18 protein-coding genes are annotated in these 14099 nt (G+C 69.0%); 8 read left to right on the forward strand and 10 right to left on the reverse strand.

Annotated elements, in window-relative coordinates:
• Positions 1 to 77: 77 nt before the first annotated feature.
• Positions 78 to 359, reverse strand: coding sequence for a thioredoxin (gene trxA, locus DEQ92_RS06785; RefSeq protein ID WP_394295171.1), 282 nt, complete (start codon positions 357 to 359; stop codon positions 78 to 80).
• Positions 360 to 564: 205 nt separating this feature from the next.
• On the opposite strand from trxA, the gene DEQ92_RS06790 reads away from it, so the two are divergent.
• The 4 genes from DEQ92_RS06790 (at position 565) to DEQ92_RS06805 (ending at position 3260) form a co-directional block, all read left to right on the forward strand.
• A complete protein-coding gene (locus tag DEQ92_RS06790) occupies positions 565 to 729 on the forward strand; it encodes a preprotein translocase subunit Sec61beta (protein ID WP_049904986.1) in 165 nt (54 codons plus the stop codon).
• Positions 730 to 784: 55 nt separating this feature from the next.
• The gene (gene pdxT, locus DEQ92_RS06795; protein WP_004973460.1) at positions 785 to 1393 is read left to right on the forward strand and encodes a pyridoxal 5'-phosphate synthase glutaminase subunit PdxT; all 609 of its coding nucleotides are present in this window, start codon (positions 785 to 787) and stop codon (positions 1391 to 1393) included.
• Positions 1394 to 1489: 96 nt separating this feature from the next.
• Positions 1490 to 1792 (forward strand): phosphoribosyl-ATP diphosphatase, encoded by a 303-nt coding sequence (hisE, locus tag DEQ92_RS06800; RefSeq protein WP_004973463.1) that lies wholly within the window; start codon positions 1490 to 1492, stop codon positions 1790 to 1792.
• Positions 1793 to 2006: 214 nt separating this feature from the next.
• Positions 2007 to 3260: an MFS transporter gene (locus DEQ92_RS06805; RefSeq protein ID WP_004973464.1), complete on the forward strand. Its 1254-nt coding sequence runs from the start codon at positions 2007 to 2009 to the stop codon at positions 3258 to 3260.
• A gap of 30 nt (positions 3261 to 3290) precedes the next feature.
• Here the strand turns inward: DEQ92_RS06805 and npdG are convergent, their stop codons facing one another.
• The 4 genes from npdG to DEQ92_RS06825 all read right to left on the reverse strand — a co-directional run bounded on the left by npdG (position 3291) and on the right by DEQ92_RS06825 (position 5590).
• Positions 3291 to 3959, reverse strand: coding sequence for an NADPH-dependent F420 reductase (gene npdG, locus DEQ92_RS06810; RefSeq protein WP_004973466.1), 669 nt, complete (start codon positions 3957 to 3959; stop codon positions 3291 to 3293).
• Positions 3960 to 4036: 77 nt separating this feature from the next.
• On the reverse strand, positions 4037 to 4252 hold the full coding sequence (locus DEQ92_RS06815; RefSeq protein ID WP_004973468.1) for a hypothetical protein: 216 nt from the start codon (positions 4250 to 4252) through the stop codon (positions 4037 to 4039).
• Complete coding sequence (locus DEQ92_RS06820; protein ID WP_115820597.1) at positions 4252 to 5106, reverse strand: TIGR01548 family HAD-type hydrolase; 855 nt, start codon at positions 5104 to 5106, stop codon at positions 4252 to 4254. The genes DEQ92_RS06815 and DEQ92_RS06820 overlap by 1 nt, the downstream gene beginning before the upstream one ends.
• A 52-nt stretch (positions 5107 to 5158) precedes the next feature.
• The gene (locus DEQ92_RS06825) at positions 5159 to 5590 is read right to left on the reverse strand and encodes a UPF0146 family protein (protein ID WP_115804478.1); all 432 of its coding nucleotides are present in this window, start codon (positions 5588 to 5590) and stop codon (positions 5159 to 5161) included.
• 39 nt (positions 5591 to 5629) lie between these two features.
• On the opposite strand from DEQ92_RS06825, the gene DEQ92_RS06830 reads away from it, so the two are divergent.
• From DEQ92_RS06830 to rtcA, 3 genes are all read left to right on the forward strand, one after another.
• Positions 5630 to 6151, forward strand: a complete 522-nt coding sequence (locus DEQ92_RS06830; protein WP_004969113.1) for an archaemetzincin family Zn-dependent metalloprotease — start codon at positions 5630 to 5632, stop codon at positions 6149 to 6151.
• A gap of 102 nt (positions 6152 to 6253) precedes the next feature.
• On the forward strand, positions 6254 to 6703 hold the full coding sequence (locus tag DEQ92_RS06835) for a universal stress protein (RefSeq protein ID WP_115804477.1): 450 nt from the start codon (positions 6254 to 6256) through the stop codon (positions 6701 to 6703).
• Positions 6704 to 7819 carry an RNA 3'-terminal phosphate cyclase gene (rtcA, locus tag DEQ92_RS06840; RefSeq protein ID WP_115804476.1) on the forward strand — a complete coding sequence of 372 codons (1116 nt, stop codon included), beginning with the start codon at positions 6704 to 6706 and terminating at the stop codon, positions 7817 to 7819.
• Between the two features lie 24 nt (positions 7820 to 7843).
• On the opposite strand, the gene DEQ92_RS06845 is transcribed toward rtcA, so the two are convergent.
• From DEQ92_RS06845 to DEQ92_RS06860, 4 genes are all read right to left on the reverse strand, one after another.
• Complete coding sequence (locus DEQ92_RS06845; protein WP_115804475.1) at positions 7844 to 8326, reverse strand: YbhB/YbcL family Raf kinase inhibitor-like protein; 483 nt, start codon at positions 8324 to 8326, stop codon at positions 7844 to 7846.
• A gap of 55 nt (positions 8327 to 8381) precedes the next feature.
• Positions 8382 to 9314, reverse strand: coding sequence for a VOC family protein (locus DEQ92_RS06850; protein WP_115804474.1), 933 nt, complete (start codon positions 9312 to 9314; stop codon positions 8382 to 8384).
• 132 nt (positions 9315 to 9446) lie between these two features.
• Entirely contained in the window at positions 9447 to 11261 is a 1815-nt protein-coding gene (locus DEQ92_RS06855; protein ID WP_004973485.1) for a ribosome biogenesis/translation initiation ATPase RLI, read from the reverse strand.
• A gap of 2 nt (positions 11262 to 11263) precedes the next feature.
• Positions 11264 to 11578, reverse strand: coding sequence for a hypothetical protein (locus DEQ92_RS06860; RefSeq protein ID WP_004973486.1), 315 nt, complete (start codon positions 11576 to 11578; stop codon positions 11264 to 11266).
• A 124-nt stretch (positions 11579 to 11702) separates the two neighbouring features.
• Here DEQ92_RS06860 and DEQ92_RS06865 point away from each other — a divergent pair, with 124 nt between their 5' ends.
• Positions 11703 to 11996 carry a helix-turn-helix domain-containing protein gene (locus tag DEQ92_RS06865; RefSeq protein ID WP_004044502.1) on the forward strand — a complete coding sequence of 98 codons (294 nt, stop codon included), beginning with the start codon at positions 11703 to 11705 and terminating at the stop codon, positions 11994 to 11996.
• Between the two features lie 120 nt (positions 11997 to 12116).
• Here DEQ92_RS06865 and DEQ92_RS06870 read toward each other — a convergent pair whose 3' ends face one another.
• Positions 12117 to 14006, reverse strand: a complete 1890-nt coding sequence (locus DEQ92_RS06870) for a PINc/VapC family ATPase (protein ID WP_115804473.1) — start codon at positions 14004 to 14006, stop codon at positions 12117 to 12119.
• Positions 14007 to 14099: the final 93 nt, after the last annotated feature.

A 14099-nucleotide genomic window follows, 5' to 3' on the forward strand; every position in this document is an offset into this window, starting at 1 on the left:
GAGACACACCGCCGGCGCTCGCGGCGCTCTCGGCGGCCATCTGGATGGGTCGGAAAACGCGGCGGTCCGCGGCGCGCCTACGCGCCGGCCTGGCTCAGCGCCGATTCGATGTCGTCGCGCTGGGTGACGCCCACGAAGCGGTCGACGATGCCGTCGTCGTTCTCGACGATGAGCGTCGGGAGCGAGCGAACCTGATACTGGTTGGCAACGTCCTGTTCCTCGTCGACGTCGACCTTGACGAACTCGACGTTCTCGTAGTCGCCCTCGAGGTCGTCGAGAATCGGGTCCTGCGTCTTACAAGGGCCGCACCAGTCCGCGTAGAAGTCCAAGAGTCGAACAGTCATCGTATCCCGACGCAACTTGCCTGCCCCCGCGCATAAGGATTACTCATGGGCCCGCACCTCTCCGGTTGTGCTTCCGGTCATTCAAAACGGGTTCCGACCCGTCGACCCCCGAGACGGCCGCGAGCGGGCTCGTCCGATGAGCGAGGTTTTCCGGCCGCGGCGGGGCGCGTTCCGAGCGCGAGCCGAAACGTTTACGCGGCGGACGCACGGACGGTGGAACATGAGCAAGGGCCAGAACAGCGGCGGTCTGATGTCGAGCGCGGGCCTCGTCCGCTACTTCGACGCGGAGGACCGCAACGCGATTCGAGTCGACCCCAAGACCGTCGTCGCCACGGGAGCGCTGTTCGGCATCGGCATTCTGGTGCTGAACGCGCTCGCGCTCTGAACCGCGCCGACCGCCGAACGGACGCTTTTTGTCCGCGGCTTCCCGAGACCCCTCCATGACCACGCTACGCGCCGGCGTCGTCGCCGTGCAGGGCGACGTGTCCGAGCACGCCGACGCCGTCGAGCGGGCCGCCGCGGCCCACGGCGTCGACGCCGAAATCGTCGAGATTCGAAGCGACGGCCTCGTCCCCGACTGCGACGTGTTACTCATGCCGGGCGGCGAGTCCACGACCATCTCCCGACTCCTCGAACGCGAGGGCATCGACGACGAGATTCGCGCCCACGTCGACGCCGGGAAACCCGTCCTCGCCACCTGCGCCGGCCTCATCGTCGCCTCCCGCGACGCCAAGGACGACCGCGTGACCACGCTCGACCTCCTCGACGTGACGGTCGACCGCAACGCCTTCGGCCGGCAGGTCGACAGCTTCGAGGCCCCGCTGGACGTGGCCGGCCTCGACTCGCCGTTCCCCGCGGTGTTCATCCGCGCGCCCCTCATCGACGAGGTCGGCGACGGCGTGGAGGTGCTCGCCGAGTGGGACGGCAACCCGGTCGCCGTCCGCGACGGCCCCGTCGTCGGCACCTCCTTCCACCCCGAACTGACGCCCGACAGCCGCATCCACGACCTCGCGTTCTTCGACGAACTGGCGGTCGAAGTCGACGCCTGAGCGGAGCGCTCGACCGGCGGCGCGGACTCCCCGACGGGGGTGCCGCCGGTCACCGGAACCAGAGGGTCTTTTTCCGCGCCCGCCCGTCGTGCGACCATGGACGCCGACACCCCGACCGACGAGGTCCTAGACGAGCTCTTTGCGACCATCGAGTCGCGCAAGGCGGAACTCCCCGAGGGCTCCTACACGACGACGCTTTTCACCCACGAGAAAGGCGAGAACTACGTCCTCGAAAAGCTCGGCGAGGAGACGACCGAGGCCATCCTCGCGGCCAAGGACGACGACCGCGAGGAACTGCTCTACGAGAGCGCCGACCTCGTCTACCACCTGCTCGTCCTGCTGTCGATGAAGGACGCCTCGCTCGACGACCTGCGCGAAGAGCTGAAAGCCCGCTTCTGAGACGGCCGCGGCGGCTCCCGCGACCGCAACGTTCGACCGCCGCCGCTCGCCGCCCGCAGTTCCCGGACGAGACGGCCCGATTGCAAAGCACCAAGGGCGTGCACCCACGATAGCGCACTCTCTCGATGCACGCCTCCCGAAGCCGCGTCCGCCAGTTCGCTCCCGCGCCCTCCACGCCCCACCGCGCCGCGCCCGTCACCCGAGGGTCGGCCGCGTGAGTCGGCTGTTCGGCGGCGACGAGCCGTCAGTCGAGTTCGTCGCCGGGAGCCTCATCGCGGGCGTCTTCTTCGGCGGCGTCGGCGCGGGCGTCGCCTTCCCGACGCTGCCGACGCTCGGTCCCATCATCGGCATCACGCCGTTCGTGGTCGGCCTCATCCTCTCGGCGAACCGCTTCACTCGGCTGGTCGTGAACACGCCCGCCGGGCAGATACTCGACCGGATGGGGACGCGCCGGCCGATGATAGCCGGGTTCGTCGTGCAGGGGCTGTCGCCGTTCGGCTACGTCCTCGGGCTGAACCCCGGCCCGATTCCGCTCGACAGCGCGACTATCTTCCTCCTGTCGCGGGCCTGCTGGGGCGTCGGCTCGGCGTTCGTCTTCGTCGGCGCGTTCAGCACCATCACGCACGTCACCTCGGGCGAAAACCGCGGGAAGTGGGTCGGCTACATGCGCGGCGGCCAGAGCCTCGGGTTCCCCGCGGGCCTCGTCGTCGGCGGTCTCGTCACCGACGCGTTCGGCTACGCCACCGCGTTCGCCGTCGCGGGCTGTGCGGGCCTGTTCGCCGCCCTCGTCGCCATCTCCGTCCTCCCGGACGTGCAGACCGACGTGACGGCGGCGAGTTCGCTCCGCGACGTGCCGCGGCTGGTGCGGTCGGACATCCGCATCTTCACCGTCGGCACCGTGAACTTCGCCGTCCGCTTTCTGTTTGCGGGCGTCCTCCTCTCGACGGCCGTGCTGTACGCGACGGCGAACGACATCTCGCTCGGCGGCCTCTCGGGGGCGGGCGTCAGCGGCGTCGTGATGGCCGTCGGCGTCGTCGCGTCGAGCGTCACGACGCTCGTCGTCGGGCGGTACTCCGACCGCCTGTCGAACCGCGCGGCGCTGACGCTGCCCGCGCTCGGCGTCCTCGCGTCCGGATTCACCCTGCTGGCGCTCGTGCCGACGCTCCCGTCGACGCTCGCGGGCGTGGCGCTCATCGGCGTCGGCGTCGGCGGGTCGAACCCGCCGCTGTTAGCCTACCTCGGCGACCTCAGCCCGGCCGACGACGTGGGCAAACTCGGCGGCGTCTACAACGTCTTCGGCGACTCGGGGTCGACCCTCGGCCCGCTCGTGGCCGTTCCGATGGCCGAGGTGGTCGGCTTCCGCGTCGAGTACCTCGCCTGCGTCGCGCTCGTCGCCGTCGTCGGACTGCTCGTGGCGCGGACGCTCTACGGGGAGGCGGCGACGGTGCCGCGGTCGGAACCGTCGTGAGAAATCGCGTCAGGCGCGGGTCGAACGCCGTTACTTGAACTCGATTCCGAGGTCGTGCATGCCGTCGTTGTTCTGTGCGACGTTGATGAGAAGCGGCGTCACCGCCTCGATTTCGGCGGCGTTGGCGAGGCCGCCGCCGTCGAGGGCGCGGAGGCCGTCGATGCCCTCGGCGAGCAGGCGCACGGTCTCCTTTGCGTCCTCGTCGTCGGCGACGAGGAGCGTGTCGATGCCGAGGTCGGCGTCGAGGTCGGCCAGTCGACCGGCCGCGAGGTTGTGGAACGCGCCGACCACCGGCACGTCGTCGGGGGCCGCGTCGGCGACGAGCGCCGTCACGCTCCCCGCTTTCGGCGGGTGGTAGTGGAAGCCGTCGTCGTCGCGCTTGATGCCCGCGGCGGGCGTGACGAGCACGTCGCCCTCGGACAGGGAGTCGGCGACGGCCTCGACGGTGTCGGAGACGTGGTACGGCGGCACGGCGAGGACGACCACGGAGGCGCGGTCGGCGGCCATCTCGTTCGTGAAGCCGTTTACCTTCACGTCGCGGCCGCGGCTGGAGAGTTCGGTCTCGTACTCGTCGGCCTTCTCGCGGGCCTTGTCGGGGTCGCGCGACCCGATGATGACCTCGTGGTCGGTGTGGTAGGCCCAGCGGAGGGCGAGGCCCTCGCCGATGTCGCCGGTCCCACCGAGGAGTGCGATTCGCATACTCACACCTCCGGACCGAGCCGACCTAAAGGGTTGTGCGACCGGTCGGTTCTGCCTGTGTCCGCGACCGGGGGGAACTATCGACTGTCGTCGTCGGACTCGACGAGCGCCTGCACCCGCTCGAAGCCGTCGCGGTAGACGAGCCACCACGCGACCACCGGGGCCAACAGCAACAGCGGCCCGACGAGGAACAACTGCGTGAACGGGTCCGGCGGGAGGAGGTACGTCCCGACGACGACCACGAGCGCGTCGAGCGCGAGTAACGTGACGACGAAGGCGCGGAGGTGTCCCATCAGTCGAGCAGGTCCGGAACCTCGTTCACGTCCTCGACGACGGCGGCCGCGCCGATTTCGGAGAACTTCTGTCGGCCGTCGTCGCCGGTCAGGCCGCCAGAGAGGACGCCGACGCCGTAGTAGACGCGGTCGGAGTCCGCGGCGTCGGCGTTCAGCGCCGTCTTCACGTCGTCGAGGGTGTCGCCGACGAAGACGACCGACTCGGCGCCGAGGCGCTCTGCGACCGTCACGAGCGCGGCCGGGTGGGGCTTTCCCTCCTCCCAGTCGTCCATCGTGAACCGGTGGTCGTCGGCCACGTCGAGGGCGACGCGGTCGAGCGCGATGTCGGCCTCGGCGCTGGGCCGGCCGGTGACGACGCCGAGTTCGCGGTCGCCGAGCGCGTCGAGCGTCTCCGGGCGGAGGAGCACGGGTTCGTCGTGGATGTAGCCGGCGGCCTCGAACGGCGGGTCGCCGCCTTCGAGGTCGCCGTAAAGGTCGCTTCCGAGATAGAGCGCCTGAAACGTCTCCCGGAGCGCCTCGGGGTCCCACTCGTCGAAGACGACGCTCGGGTCGGAAAACAGGGCTTCGACGGTCGCCTCGGCGGCGTCGAGGCCGCCGCCGCGGGCCTCGATTTCGTCGGTGAACTCGGCGACCGACAGGTCGGTCTCGCGGGCGGCGAGGACGTACAGCGCCGCCGCGTACGTCAGTTCCCAGTCGTTGTTGAAGCCGCCGGCGTCCTTGAACAGTTGGACCTCGTCGCGGGAGATGGTCGTGCCGTAGTGTCGGTCCACGGATTCGACGATGGCGCGCCGGTAGGAGTCGGCGACGTCGACGAGCACTCCGTCGATATCGAGGACGACAGCGTCCGCGTGCATACCGGAACCGCGCGGCGAGCGGGCAAGTGCCTTACTCTTGGGCCCGGGCGGGCTAGTCCCGCCGGGCGCGCTGGCCCCGCCGCCCGTGCTCGGCGACGTACAGCGTGTCGCCCGGAAGCCTCTCGCGGGCGACCGGAATCGAGGGTTCGTCGTAGCCGAGCGTGGTAAACAGGAAGTCGGCGTCGGCGCGGCGGGCGACCTCGACCGCGGGTCCGTGGAGTTCGACGGGGACGTTCAGGGCGTAGACGACGCCGGCGTCGGCGTAGGGGCCGAGGTCGGAGGCGTCAGCGCGGGCGAACACGTCGTCGCGGACGAACGAGACGTCCTCGGGGACGGGGAACTCGTGCACGTCGACGGCGACCACGTCGACCCCGCGGTCGGCGAGGGCGGCCGCCACCGACGGCTCCCGACCGACCCCGAGTTCGACCGCGCGGTCGTACCCCGACAACCGTCCGACGAGCGCGTCGCGAAGCGATTTTTTCACGTCGGGATATTTATGAAGCGTCCCCGCTTAATCCCTCGCATGCTCGTCGATATCGTGCCTATCGGGGATATTTCTGCGGCCGTCAAGCGGGAGGCATCCGCCGGACTCCGCTCCGTCTACGACTGCGACGTGACCGTGCACTCGAATCAGGCGATACCCGAGGGCGCGTTCGACCGGAGCCGAAACCAGTACCGGGCCGAGCAGTTCATCGAGCTGGCGAGCCGCATCGGTCGCGGCGAGAAGAACATCGGCATCACCGAAAAGGACCTCTACTACCGCCGCCGAAACTACGTCTTCGGCCTCGCGTACCTCAACGGCAACGGCTCCGTCATCTCCACGTACCGCCTCCAGACCTCCACCGACGGCGGCATCACGAACAAACCCGCCGACGAGGTGCTGTCCGACCGCGTGCGAAAGGAGGTCGTCCACGAGATCGGCCACACCCTCGGCCTCGAACACTGCGACAACAACAAGTGCGTCATGTCCTTCTCGCCGACGGTCCGCGAGGTGGACGTGAAAGAAGAGAACCTCTGCGGCACCTGCAGTCGGCTCGTCCACTAGCGCTCGGGAACCGGTCTCGGTTCGTCTGGGCTCGGTTTGTCTCGGCTCGGCTCGCCCCGTCTCGTCTCACCCTTTTTCTCGTCGCGGCACGTGTGTACAACCATGAACTTCGTCGTTGCAGTAGACGGCTCTGCGGCCGCCGACAGAGCGCTCGACCACGCGCTCACGATGCTCGAACCGCTGGGTGCGACGGTCACCATCGTCCACGCGGTCGAACCGCAGGTCCTCGTCGAAGGCGGCGAGGAACCCGTCGCGGGCGTCGCCAGAACCGGCGACCGAATCGTCGCCGAGAGCCTCGAAGACGCGGAATCGCGCGCCGAACACGTCCTGCAAGCGGCCGCCGAACGCGCCGCCGACGCGGGCGTCGAAGCGACTACGGAACTCCTCTACGGCGACCCCGTGGAGGCGATTCCGACCTACGCCGACGAGGCGGGCGCCGACGGCATCTTCGTCGGCCACCGCGGCCTCTCGAAGCGCTACGAGGGGCTGGTCGGCAGCGTCGCCAAGGAACTGGTCGAGCGGGCGTCCTGCCCCGTCACCGTCGTCCGCTGAATGCGCCGACTCGACGGGCGCGACGGCGGCGGACAGCCCCTCAGGACCGCCCTCGCGCTCTCGGTCGTGACCGGCGAGCCGTTCGAGATGGCGAACGTCCGCGGAAATCGCTCGACGCCCGGGCTGAAGGCCCAGCACGTCGCCTGCGTCTCGGTCGCGGCCGCCGTCTCGAACGCCGACGTCGCCGGCGACGAGGTCGGGTCGTCGACGCTCCGCTTTTCGCCCCGCGAGGTCCGAGCCGACCCGGTCGAGGCGGCCGTCGGCACCGCCGGGAGCGCGACGCTCGTTTGCGAGACGCTGCTCCCCGCGGCCGTCGCTCTCGACGACCCGCTTTCGCTCACCGTCACCGGCGGCACCGACGTTCGGTGGTCGCCGCCGACGGACTACCTCCGGTACGCGAAGCGCCCGCTGTGTTCGGCGTTCGGCGTCGAGTTCGGCGTCTCGGTGCCTCGTCGCGGCTTCTACCCGGCCGGCGGCGGCACGCTTTCGCTCCGCATCGCGCCGGCCGAGCCGACACCGGTCGAACTGACCCGCCGCGCGGAGCCCGACGAACTCCGGGTCTACTCGGTCGCGAGCGAGTCGCTCGCGGACGCCGCGGTGGCCGAGCGACAGGTCGAGGGCGTCCGCGACGCGCTCGCCGAGGCGGGCGTCGACCTCCCGATTCGGTCGTCGGTCTCGTCGGCCGAGAGCGACTCGCCCGGTTCGGCCGTGGTCGTCGTCGCTCGGGGCGGAGAAGACGAGAGAGCAGGCGACGGTTCCGCGTCGCTCGTCGCCGGCTTCGACGCCTACGGCGAGCGCGGCACGCCGGCCGAGACGGTCGGGTCGCGGGCGGCCGACTCGCTTCTCGACTGGCTCGGCGGCGACGCGCCGGTTGACCGCCACATGGCCGACCAACTGCTCGTCTGGGTCGCGCTCGCCGGGGGTCGCGTGCGGATTCCCGCCGTCACGGACCACGTGCGGACGAACCTCGACGTGATTCGTGCCTTCGGCTACGACGTGACGCTCCGGGCGGGCGAAGACGGGGACCGCGGCGCGGGGGCGGGCGCTGGCGCAGGTCCGGGGGCGGAGACGGAGGCGAGGACCGGCGCGGTCGTCGAGTCAGACGGCGGCCGCTGACCCGAAGCTCCGGCTTCGGCAGCCTCAGGGCGCGTATTTTCCGGTCAGTTGCGTCTCGGCGGTGACGTGTCCCGCGATGGCGCGTTTCAGGTCGGCTTTCGTCGCGCCGGCGACGAGGTCGAGGGAGGTGTCGAGCGCGTACAACAGGAACCGATAGGTGTGCTCGCCGTCCGGCGGGTTCGGGCCGCCGTAGCCCGTCTCGCCGTAGCTGTTAGTTCCCTCGACCGCGTCCGGCGGCGTCTCGCCCGCCTCGATGGCGTCGGTGCCGGGGTCGATGTTCCAGACCAGCCAGTGGTCCCACACCTTGCCCGCGGGTTTCACCGCGTCGGGGTCGTCCATCACGAGCGCGAGCGAGGCGGTCCCGGGGGGAACGCCGCCGATTCGGAGCGGTGGGCTCTCGTTTTCGGTCGCGTAGCCGTGGGTGCGGGGTATCGGGCTTCCGTCGTCGAACGCCGGGCTTCGGAGGGTGAGCCCGCGGCGGCGCTCGCTCGAATCACTCGATATCATTACCCGCCCGTTGGGCGACCAACGACAAAACGATTCGTTCGGCCGAATCGACCCGTCAGCGGCCGTGAACGACGCGGATTTCGATTCCATCAGGGTCGGAGACGACGAGCGAGTCGGTCGCGCCGGCCGCGCCGGCCGCGTCGCCGTCGCCGGGTTCGTCCCCGCCGAACCCGCCCTCGTCGAACTCGTGACCGCCGTCGACCAGCGACTCCCGGACCGCGTCGAGCGTCGCGGCGTCGGGGACGACGACTTCGAACCACTCGATGCCGCGGCCCTCGCCGGCGGGGGCGCTTCGGGTGTTCCAACTGTTCAGACCGACGTGGTGGTGGTACTCGCCGGCGGCGACGAACGACGCGCTGGGGTAACCCTCGTCGCGGACGCGCATGCCGAGCGCGTCGACGTAGAAGTCCCGCGAACGGGGGACGTTCGTGACTTCGAGATGGACGTGGCCGAGGTCGGTGCCGTCGGGCGCGCGGTCCCCGCCGGCGGCGTCGTCGGCGAGCGACCCGAGGTCGAGCGCGAGCGTGTCCATCGACACCCGGCGGTCGTCGGTCCACGGCCACTCCTCGCGGGGCCGGTCGTAGTAGACCTCGACGCCGTTTCCCTCCGGGTCGCGGAAGTACAGCGCCTCGCTGACGAGGTGGTCGGACGCGCCGGAGAGGGTCGCGCCGGCGTCGGTTGCGCGGGTTCTGGCGCGGGAGAGCACGTCGCCGAGCGCGCCCCGGTCGGGCACGCGAACCGCGAGGTGGAACAGCCCGGCCTCCCGGCGACCGCGCTCCGGGGCGTCGGGGTCCTCGTCGAGGACGACGACGGGGGTCTCGCCGGCCGAGAGGACCGCCCGCGAACCGTCGCGCTCGCGCTCGACCGCGAGGCCGACCACGTCGCGGTAGAACGGGACGACGCGGTCGAGCGAACCGACGCGGAGCGCGACCCGGCCGAGGTGGGTGTCGTCCGTGAGCGAGCCATCCGAGGGGGAAGCGTTCGTCATACCCACGTCTTCGAGCGTGACCGTGAAAACGCCCGTAGTAACATCGGAGTCACTCGCGGCGCGAGGCGTAACCGAGGGTGAGGGAGCGAAGAACGGAGAAACGGAGGGGTGGAAACGCGAGCGAACGGCTCGCTATTCGGCGTAGTAGTACTCGCCGGCGCGCTTCTGCTCGCGGTCGAGTTGCGAGTCGGGCTTGTTGATGCGCGGGCGCTGGGTGCGCTCGTCGCGGCGGAACGTGATGTCGAGGTCCGACAGGAAGTCGTTCATGCCGTCGCGCATCTCCTGGGGCTTCGAGGCGTGGCCCTCGATGGACGGCTCGCCGTCGAACACCATCAGGCGGTCCGCGAGCAGGTCCATCATGTAGATGTCGTGGTCGATGACCATGACCGTCGCGTCGTGGTTCTCGGCGTAGCGGCGGATGGCCGAGGTGGCCTGCACGCGCTGTTCCACGTCGAGGTGGGCCGACGGCTCGTCGAGCAGGTAGAGGTCGGCGTCCTGCGAGAGGCACGCCGCGATGGCGACGCGCTGGCGCTCGCCGCCGGAGAGGTCGGTGAGGTTGCGCTCCATGATGCGGTTGAGCTGGAGCGGGTTCGCGATTTCGGTGTTCCAGTACGACGAACCGAACTGGTCGGTGATAGACGAGAGGAACGCGTCGACCCGCATCGGCTGGTCGATTTCGATGTACTGCGGCTTGTACGAGATGTCGAGCGCGAAGTCGAGTTCGCCCATATCGGGCGTCAGGTCGCCCGTAAAGAGCTGTGCGAGCGTGGACTTCCCGATGCCGTTGGGGCCGACGATGCCGAGCACTTCGCCGTTGTAGATGGTGCCGGCCTCGACGTCGAGGGAGAACTCGCCGTCGCCGTAGGACTTGGCGAGTTCGGGGTACTCGACGAGGGGTTCGGCCTTCGTCGTCTCGCGCGGCGCGTGCTCCTCGAAGGTGATTGCCTCCGGGCGGATGCGCATGTTCTCGTTCGAGAGATACCCCTTCAGGTACTCGTTGATGCCGTTTCTGACCGACTTGGGGTCGGTGATGACACCGTACGCGCCGGGCTCACCGTAGGCGACGTGGAGCGTGTCGGCGAGCAGGTCGAGGATGGCGAGGTCGTGTTCGACCACGAGCACCGCGCGGTCTTCTTCCTCCGCGAGTTCGCGGATGAGCCGCGCGGCGGTGACGCGCTGGCCGATGTCGAGGTACGGCGAAATCTCGTCGAGGAAGTAGAAGTCGCGGTCGCGGGCGAGCGTCGCCGCGAGGGCGACCCGCTGAAGCTCGCCGCCGGAGAGCGTCTCGATGTCGTTGTCGACGACGGGACCGATGTCGAGGCGGTCGATGTAGGAGTCGAGCGCGCCGCGCTCGTCGGTCGCCTCCAGGAGGTCGCGGGCCGAGCCGTCGAACTGCTTGGGAATCTGGTCGACGTACTGCGGCTTGCGCGCGATGGAGACCTCGCCGTCGCGGACCTGCTCGACGTAGTTCTGGAGTTCGGTCCCGCGGAAGCGGTCGAGGACGGCCTCCCACGTCGGCTCGTCGCCGTAGTTGCCGAGGTTGGGGACCATCTCGCCTGCGAGGGCGCGGACGGCTGTGGTCTTCCCGATGCCGTTCGGTCCGAGGATACCCGTGACCGAGCCGGACTCGGGGACCGGAAGGCCGTACAGCGAGAAAGCGTTCTCGCCGTAGCGGTGGGTCGGCTCCTCGTCGAGCTCCGAGGGGAGGTTGATGATTTCGATTGCATCGAAGGGGCACTTCTCGACGCAGATGCCGCAGGTCTCGCCGAGGCAGATTTCCTCGGAGATTCGCACCTGGTCGGGACCGCCCTGCTCGGCGTCCTCGCCGCGGAGCGTGATGCACTCTTTGCCCGTCCGGTTCGGCGGACAGAAGTTCGAGCACTCGTAGCTACAGCGGTCGGGGGAACACCGGTCTAAGTCGACGACGGCGATACTATCGTCGGCCATCGTTAGATCTGAACACCCGAAGTCAGGAGGATGGCGAACGTGATGAACCAGAGCGCGAAGGTCATGAACACCACGTAGAGGTAGTCCTTCGCGCCGAACCCGTTGACGTCGACGCCGACGACGCGAAGCACCGGGAACTGGACGAGGACGAACGCCCCGAGGATACCCACGGCCAACTGATTGGTCGCGGCCTCGGGACTCGTCCCCACCACAGCCCCGGAGAGCACCGCGGCGGCGATGCCGGCGAGGCAGGAGAGTGTCGTGACCGTCACTCCTCGAATATGACTGGAGAGACCGGTCTGCGTTTCCGTGGCCATGTGTTCCTCTGCGATATCCGGCGTCAAAAGGCGTTCGTTCCTGCCGCCGCCGCGCGGATAAAGCGTTGTCGGCCGGTCGCGGGCCAACAAGGTTTATGCTGGTAGCGCGTTTCGATTCGTAACGATGGCTGGAACAGAAGAGGAGAGTCTCGACGACCTCCCACCGAGTGCGAAGCTCGTTTTCAAAGTGCTCGAATACAACGGTCCGCTCACCCAGAAAGGCATCGTCGAAGAGTCGATGCTCTCGGCGCGAACCGTTCGCTACGCGCTCGAACGACTCGAGGGAATCGGTATCGTCGACGAGGACGTCTACTTCGCCGACGCCCGACAGAACCTCTATCAGTTGACCGATCTCGCGCCGCAGCAGGCGCAGGCCAAAGCCGACGGCGGCAAGGAAAAGGCCTGCTGCGCCGAGTAACTAGAACCGCCGCGGAACCACCGCACGCTTCGCAGTCGGTGTCGGAAGAGACCAGTTGCGACGCGTCGCCCCGGTCGAAAACGACCGACAGACGACGAAAACGACGATTCGGCCGTTCTCCTAGGCCGGAACGACCGTAATCTGCTGTTTTCTATCGATAGCGTTCTCCAGTTCTTCGGCGATGGCGCTGCCGCGCGAGACCTGAATGTCCCCGCCGCGGCCGACCGTCGCCGTGAACAGGTATTCGTCGTCCGCGCGGACCTCGACGGTCTCGCCGACGTGGCCGTCCATCCGGACGATGACGTGCCGCGAGGTGACCTCGGGCGTCACGACGACGCCCTCGCCGGCCCCGCCGGCCCCGCCGCCGGAACCGGACGCGCCGGACTGACCGCCGGCGTTCGCGCCCGCGTGCTGGCCCGACGACGAGGGCTTTTCGTCGTGGGTCCGCACGTCGATGTCGATGCCGAGGCGGTCTTCGACGTCCGAGATGCGGCCGCCGCCCTTCCCGATGACGTAGGAGATGTCGTCTTCCTCGACGTAGACGACCGCGCGGTTCTGTCCCTTCAGGTCGACGTCGACGTGGCCGCGGGCGATGGAGCGAATCTCGCGTTCGATCTCCTGTTTCGCCAGCCGGGAGACGCCGCTTTCTTTCTCTTCTCCGCCCTCGCCGAGCGGGACGGTGACGACCTGCCGGTTGAACGTGTAAATCTCGTACTCCGGCGTGCCGGTCTCGAAGTCCCGAATCTGGATGACCGGGCGGGCGAGGTCCTCCGCGAAGAGGCCCTCGGGCACCTTGACCTCGGTGCTCACGTCGTACACCGTGTGGACCTCGCCGTCCTCGATGTAGACGACGGTGTCGACGACCTGCGGAATCATGCCGAGTTCGACCCGGCCGACGAGGCGCTGGAGCGCGTCGATGGCGCGGGTGGCGTGGACGACGCCGACCATGCCGACGCCCGCGAGGCGCATGTCGGAGAACACCGAGAAGTCCTCGGTCTTTCTGACCTCGTCGTAGATGGTGTAGTCCGGGCGCACGAGGAGCAGGGAGTCGGCCGTCTTCGCCATATCGCCGCCGAGGGCGGTGTACTGGGTGATGTCGGGGCCGACCTGCAGGTCGCGGGGCTTTTCCATCGTCTTGACCGCGTAGTCGCTGTCGTTGAGGAACTCGGCGACCGCCTGCGCGAACGTGGACTTCCCGGCACCGGGCGACCCGGCGATGAGGACGCCGCGCTGGCGCTCGGCGAGTCGGTCGCGGAGTTCGTCGGCGAACTCGTAGTCGTCGAGCTCGGTCTTGACGATGGGCCGGACGGCGGTGATTTCGATGCCGTCGGCGAACGGCGGGCGGGCGACCGCGATGCGGTAGTCGCGGAACTGGACGATGTCCATGCCCGGCTCGGAGAGTTCGACGAAGCCGTCGGTGGCGGCGCGGGCGGAGTTGACGATGTCGTCGGCCCACTCCTTCATCGTCGCCTCGTCGGTCGGCTCGTCGGCGATTGGCTGGTAGTGCATCTCGCCGACCGCGCCGCGTTTGGCCTTCGGGCGGGTGTCGGTCTTGAGGTGGACCGACATGGTCTGGTCGTCGAAGAAGCGCTCGATGATGAGCCCGCCGGAGCCGCGGACCGCGGCCTCGACGTACTCGACCGAGACGCCCTTCGCCTTCGCCACTTCGGCCTGCACCACGTCGCTCGTCAGGAGCGTCGCCGACCGCTCGGTGGCGATGTCGCGGATGAGCGCGTCGATGTCGCCCTCGCCGGCACCCTTCGTCTCGCCGGAGCTCGGGCGGCGACCGACGTACTTGAGGTCGATGACGCCGTCGTCGGCGAATTCCGCGAGACGCTGGAGCTCGGAGAGGCCCTCCCAGCCCGTGTCACGGCCGTCGTTGGCCTGCGATTCGAGTTCGCTGACGACCGCCTCGGGGACGAGTACGTCGGCACCCTCGTAGGTGCCGTCGTCGACTCGCTCGGACACGCGACCGTCGATGACCGCGCTCGTGTCCGGCACTATCTTCATGCGCGTGGGTTTGGGCGGGTGACGGATAAGGTTGTAGATAAAAGCGGTGACACCGCCGACGGGGCGGCGGGTGGTACCGCGGCTCTCGACTTC

This window comes from Haloferax sp. Atlit-6N (genome assembly GCF_003383195.1).
GTDB lineage: Archaea > Halobacteriota > Halobacteria > Halobacteriales > Haloferacaceae > Haloferax > Haloferax gibbonsii.

Bases quoted from the DNA above. Each gene is read 5' to 3' on its own strand.
- hisE (WP_004973463.1), top strand. From the start codon at position 1,490: ATGGACGCCGACACCCCGACCGACGAGGTCCTAGACGAGCTCTTTGCG.
- DEQ92_RS06835 (WP_115804477.1), top strand. From the start codon at position 6,254: ATGAACTTCGTCGTTGCAGTAGACGGCTCTGCGGCCGCCGACAGAGCG.
- pdxT (WP_004973460.1), top strand. From the start codon at position 785: ATGACCACGCTACGCGCCGGCGTCGTCGCCGTGCAGGGCGACGTGTCC.
- DEQ92_RS06870 (WP_115804473.1), bottom strand. From the start codon at position 14,006: ATGAAGATAGTGCCGGACACGAGCGCGGTCATCGACGGTCGCGTGTCC.
- DEQ92_RS06850 (WP_115804474.1), bottom strand. From the start codon at position 9,314: ATGACGAACGCTTCCCCCTCGGATGGCTCGCTCACGGACGACACCCAC.
- DEQ92_RS06790 (WP_049904986.1), top strand. From the start codon at position 565: ATGAGCAAGGGCCAGAACAGCGGCGGTCTGATGTCGAGCGCGGGCCTC.
- DEQ92_RS06855 (WP_004973485.1), bottom strand. From the start codon at position 11,261: ATGGCCGACGATAGTATCGCCGTCGTCGACTTAGACCGGTGTTCCCCC.
- npdG (WP_004973466.1), bottom strand. From the start codon at position 3,959: ATGCGAATCGCACTCCTCGGTGGGACCGGCGACATCGGCGAGGGCCTC.
- DEQ92_RS06860 (WP_004973486.1), bottom strand. From the start codon at position 11,578: ATGGCCACGGAAACGCAGACCGGTCTCTCCAGTCATATTCGAGGAGTG.
- rtcA (WP_115804476.1), top strand. From the start codon at position 6,704: ATGCGCCGACTCGACGGGCGCGACGGCGGCGGACAGCCCCTCAGGACC.
- DEQ92_RS06865 (WP_004044502.1), top strand. From the start codon at position 11,703: ATGGCTGGAACAGAAGAGGAGAGTCTCGACGACCTCCCACCGAGTGCG.
- DEQ92_RS06845 (WP_115804475.1), bottom strand. From the start codon at position 8,326: ATGATATCGAGTGATTCGAGCGAGCGCCGCCGCGGGCTCACCCTCCGA.
- DEQ92_RS06830 (WP_004969113.1), top strand. From the start codon at position 5,630: ATGCTCGTCGATATCGTGCCTATCGGGGATATTTCTGCGGCCGTCAAG.
- DEQ92_RS06820 (WP_115820597.1), bottom strand. From the start codon at position 5,106: ATGCACGCGGACGCTGTCGTCCTCGATATCGACGGAGTGCTCGTCGAC.
- DEQ92_RS06815 (WP_004973468.1), bottom strand. From the start codon at position 4,252: ATGGGACACCTCCGCGCCTTCGTCGTCACGTTACTCGCGCTCGACGCG.